A 3,937-nucleotide genomic window follows, 5' to 3' on the forward strand; every position below is an offset into this window, starting at 1 on the left:
CGGTGGGGACGCTGAACGCTCCCACGAGCTTCGCGGAGTACGATCCCAATACCAATGCGTTCACGCTGATCTCGGGTCCGACGGGTCAGACGGACGGGGGCGCTCCGTATAACACGCGGCTGCTGGATCTGCCCGACGGAAGCGTGCTGTTCTCGAACGGCGGCAGCCGCCTCTACACCTATCGCCCGTCCGGAGCCCCGATCGCCGCCGCTCGGCCAAGCGTGTCGAGTGTCCTGAAAAACCAGGATGGCTCTTATGTCGTCACGGGGTATTTGCTGACGGGCATTTCCGAGGGTTCGGAATACGGCGATGACGCTCAGGAGGCGACCAATTATCCGATTGTGCGTCTCACGGCCTCCAACGGCAACGTCTACTACGGGCGCACGACGAACTGGAGCACGACGGGCGTGGCGAAGGGCGGCGCCATCCAATCGGCGAAGTTCACCACTCCCGCCGGCCTGCCGTCCGGAGCCTATCAGCTTCAGGTGGTTACCAATGGAGTCGCCTCCTATTCCGTACCGTTTGACTCTACGGTGATTTACAACTATGTTGGAACCGAAGGCCAGACGTTTAGCTTTGGGAATCCCGCGGACCTCGCGTTCGGCGCCAGCGGCAGCTACGCGTATCGCTACGCCAAGACCGGCAACATCACCTACAATACCGCCACGTTTGGAGACCCACTCTTTGGCTTCGCCAAGTTCGGGTTCTACAAGTGGTTTACGCAGAGTGTGGCGGAAAACAACTCCGCAACGTTCAACATTCCCGTGGAAGCGGCCTACGGCGGCAACGGGAATTTCCTGTACAAGTATGGAGTTTCGGGAACTGTCACGTTCAGCAATGCGGCCTTTGGCAGCGACCCGGCGCCCAATGTCGCTAAAAATGGTTTCTACATGCCCTATACGCAGTGCGCCGTGGAAAACGAGACCCTTGCGTTCAATATCCCCACGGATCTGGCGTATGGCGCGAACGGGAAATTTAACTTCAAGCACGCCTTTACCGGAACAATCACCTTCAACAATGCTGCCTTCGGCGATCCGATTTCGGGAATCGCAAAGGCAGGCTACTTCCGCCCCGCCCACTAGCTGACTCCGGGAACGACGAGCGCGGACTTCAATCGAAGTCCGCGCTTTTTTTCTAAATTTTGGAGCCATTTTTGTCCCAAAATGCTTGACAGGATTTGATGATGGTCCTATAATGTTGCTCGTGAACCGGTTAGGTTGCGAATAAATTGCTAGGTTTGCAGTTCATCGCTTTTGGGATTTTAGATACAATCGCGATACAGTGCTTGTGTCGAAGGAGATCACACTTGAAATCGATCAATTTTCCCGTTCTCGGACAGGCAATATCTCTTGGTATTGCAGTAATCGCAATATTAGCGACTGGCTCCGCTCAGCCGGCTTCGGCGTTCACCAGCGCCGACGCCGACACAGCTGTCAACTCGTATCTCAGCGCCTTTTCCACCCCCAATGGCGGCGGTACATTTTTGAAGGGCAACCAGAGCGGCGGCGACCCCGGCTTCTGGCAGGAGATCGAAGAGATCGAAGGGACCGAGGACGCCAACGATCGCAAAGGCGGCGCATTAAACACGCAGGTCAGCGCGCTGCTCAACGGTTTCAGCAGCGCGCATGGGACCAATTGGTCAGGCAATATCTACAACGATGACATCGCCTGGGCGGTTATCGCCTACACACGCGGCTATCAGCAGACGGGCAACACGACGTTCCGCACCATCGCCAAGACCAACTTCGACCTGATGTGGTCGCGCGCCTGGAACTCCTCGCAGGGCGCACTCTACTGGACCACCGACAACAACAGCTACAACTCCTGCATCGAATGCCCGGCGGGCATCGCCGCTTATCTGCTTTCTCAGGCGCTGGGCGATTCCAGCTATCAGACCAAGGCCCAGAACCTACTGACCTGGGAGAAGGCGCACCTGTACAACGCCTCAACGGGCGCGGTATGGGACTCGATTAACACCTCCGGTTCGATTGGATATTGGTCAAGCACCTACAATCAGGGAACGTTTGTTGGGCTCGCCAACTACCTCGGCGACACCGCTAGCGCAAAGTTAGCGGCCACTTACACCATGAATAGCATCGGTGACCAGACGACGACCGGCTACAAGATCATGCCGCAGTACGGCACAGGAGGCAATAACAACTCCGGCCTGAACTCCATTGGGCTGCGCTGGATCGCCAAGTTTATGAAGGACCGGAGCCTTCAGAGTACGTATCTGGGGTGGCTGCAAGCGAACGCGAACGCCGCCTGGAATGTCCGCCGCACCTCCGACAACCTTTCCTGGTGCCAGTGGCTTCAGCAGACGCCCAGCGGCGTTCTGTATTCCTGGGACTGCATCAGTTCGGTGGTCGCGCTGCAAGTCGTTCCGCCTGGAAACACGCCGCAGCGACCCTATTTCATGATCGTCAATCAGAACAGCGGCAAGTGTCTGGATCTAAGCGGCGGCAACACGGCCAATGGCGCCGTCACCAATCAGTGGACCTACGATTACAACGGCCCGAACGAGCGCTGGGCTTTCATTCCCACTGAAGGCGGCAACCACTTCCAGATCACCTCCTGGGTCACTGGCAAAGCCGTTTCCGTGTCCGGCGATTCGACCGTCAACGAGGCGCAACTCGTTGACTGGGACTACAATTACGATTCCAGTCAGCAGTGGGACCTTGTGGACGCGGGCAATGGCTGGTACAACATCAAAAACGTGCGCAGTGGTTTGTATATGGACGTTTCCGGCGCCAGCGCCGCCGACGGCGCCAAGATCCAGCAGTACGCCAATACCAATAGCGCCGCCCAGCGATGGCGCCTCCAGCCTTGGGGCACATACTCCATCCGAGCAGCCAGCGGTCGATATGTCTGCGTCCAAGGGGCGGGCAGCACAAACAACAGCCCGATCATCCAGTATGATTGGCAGAACAACCCTTGGTTTAAGTGGAGCTTTACGAGTGAGGGTGACGGCTTCTATGGCTTGTTCAGCCTCAACGCCCCGACGCGAGTGATCAGCGTAGCCGGCACGTCCTATGCGGCCGGCGCCAACACGCAGCTCTACGATTACAACGTCAACAACGCCGGCGATCAGAAGGTTCGGATCGTTCCGAAGACCAACGGCGCGTTCAAATTCTACTTCAAGCACGACGACATGAGCTGGGACATCCCCAGCGGCAATACCGCCAACAACGTCAACCTTCAGCAATACCCCAACACTACAAACGCCTGGCAGGAGTTTAATCTGGAGCGAAATTAGGATGGCGGCGCGGACTTCATCTGTGAAGTCCGCGCCGATTTTCCCTCTCAGCCTTCCAAAATCTTTGGCGCCTGGATTGTCCATGGAGTGCTTGACAGCCTTCGACTATGGTCCTATAATGGTGGCTGGCGAAGAGAGCCGAGACGCTCAATCAATAATCCTTGGAATTGACGGAAATTATAGGATTTATTGATACAATTGCAATATAGTGAGCGTGCTTTCGTGTCTTCTGTCAAACTGGGCGTCGTTAGGCGTCTGGGCTCATTGATATAAAAGCAATCTAACCCTGCTACGGTGAAGCGCCGAAAGAGCGCTGGGGCAACAGACGGATTACGATTTGGAATAAGGAGATCACGATGCAATTTCCCACCCACGAAAAGTTCCGTACGCACGGGCTTTTCAAGTCAAGCCGCGCACTTGCGATTGCGGCCATTGCGCTATCTGTTCCAGCAGCGTATGCGGGAACCTGGACCTCCGTTGGCAATCTCGCCCCGGGCGGCGTCAACCAGATGATGCTGCTCTCCGATGGAACCGTGATGGCTCAGAACGGAGGAGGCGTCGGCTGGTACAAACTCACTCCCAACCTCCAGGGAAGCTATACGGGCGGAACCTGGAGCACGCTGGCCTCCATGCACAGCGACCGTCTGTATTACTCTTCCGCCATCACACCCGATGGGCATC

1 protein-coding gene and 2 pseudogenes are annotated in these 3,937 nt (G+C 56.7%); all 3 read left to right on the forward strand.

What is annotated here, in order from left to right; all coding sequences use genetic code 11:
* Positions 1–1,082: pseudogene (locus ABIZ35_RS04260) on the forward strand (hypothetical protein); the annotation flags it as partial.
* A gap of 224 nt (positions 1,083–1,306) precedes the next feature.
* Positions 1,307–3,256, forward strand: coding sequence for an RICIN domain-containing protein (locus ABIZ35_RS04265; RefSeq protein ID WP_348218628.1), 1,950 nt, complete (start codon positions 1,307–1,309; stop codon positions 3,254–3,256).
* Positions 3,257–3,612: 356 nt separating this feature from the next.
* Positions 3,613–3,937: pseudogene (locus ABIZ35_RS04270) on the forward strand (hypothetical protein); the annotation flags it as partial.

This window comes from Capsulimonas sp. (assembly GCF_039929585.1).
In the GTDB taxonomy this organism is placed as follows: Bacteria; Armatimonadota; Armatimonadia; order Armatimonadales; family Capsulimonadaceae; genus Capsulimonas.